We start from the raw sequence: 1,042 nt of genomic DNA on the forward strand, positions 1-1,042 counted from the left end.
CGACCGATGCGCTGTTGAAGTTCCTGCAGGCTCTTTGATTATGCGCAGCCGGTATGGGCGGGGCGCCGCGGATCGGGCGGCCCGCCGCCGGCGACTCAGCATAATCGCGGACTGGACATAATTGCGCCCAATGGCAATCGGCCGGATCTGGTTCTCGATCCAGTTATTGTCGATCGGCACGTTTCCATCGGTCAGGTAATGGGTCAGCGCCGCCCAGCGCTTGAGGGTGTAGTCGATGGCCTTGGCACTGGATGACCCGTTGGGGATCTTGCCCCGACACGCCAGCAGCCAGGCCTTGAAGTCGTCCAGCAGTGGCTGCGCCTGGGTTTGGCGCAGAGCCTGGCGATCTTTGGCATCGCGCTCACGCACCGCCTGCTCGATAGCGTAGAGGGCGGCGATCCGCTCCAGCGCCTCTCCAGCGATCTGGCTCTGTCCGTGTTCCTGAAGCTCGAAGAACTTGCGTCGGGTGTGGGCCATGCAGCCCGCTTCCGTCACCCCTTTGGCGATCAAGGCCTTGTAGCCCGAGTAATCGTCGCAGACGAGGGTGCCACGCCAGCTGCCCAGGAAGTCCTGGGCGTGCTTGCCCGCGCGGCTGTCGGCAAAGTCGTAGATCACGGCCCGGACCGGATCGTGGGCGCCGATGCTGTAGGACCACAGATAGGCCCGGTGGGTCTTGCCGGCGCCGGGGTCGAGCATCGCCACCGGCGTCTCGTCGGCGTGCAGCACCGGGAAGGTGAGGAGCTCGTCCTTCAGGGCGTCGACCAGGGGCTGGAGCTGCACGCCCATCTGGCCGACCCACTGCGCGAGCGTGGATTGGGGAATCGCGAGGCCCGCCCGGCCGAAGATGCCTTCCTGGCGGTACAGCGGCAGATGATCCTGGTACTTGGCCACCAGCACCTGCGCGAGCAGCCCGGTGGTGGGGATGCCCTTGTCGATCACGTGGGCGGGCACCGGTGCCTGCACCAGGGTTTCGCAGTGGGCACACGCCCACTTGCCACGGATATGGCGCTCGACGCTGAAGGTGCCGGGGGTGTAGTCGAGC

General features: G+C 66.1%; 1 protein-coding gene. It reads right to left on the reverse strand.

Annotated features, from left to right (window positions below; translation table 11 throughout):
• Positions 1 to 1,042 (reverse strand): IS66 family transposase (locus GH681_RS23220; protein WP_153163855.1); only part of this gene is annotated, 1,042 nt, incomplete at both ends.

This window comes from Zoogloea sp. 1C4 (assembly GCF_009469605.1).
GTDB classification, from domain to species: domain Bacteria; phylum Pseudomonadota; class Gammaproteobacteria; order Burkholderiales; family Rhodocyclaceae; genus Zoogloea; species Zoogloea oryzae.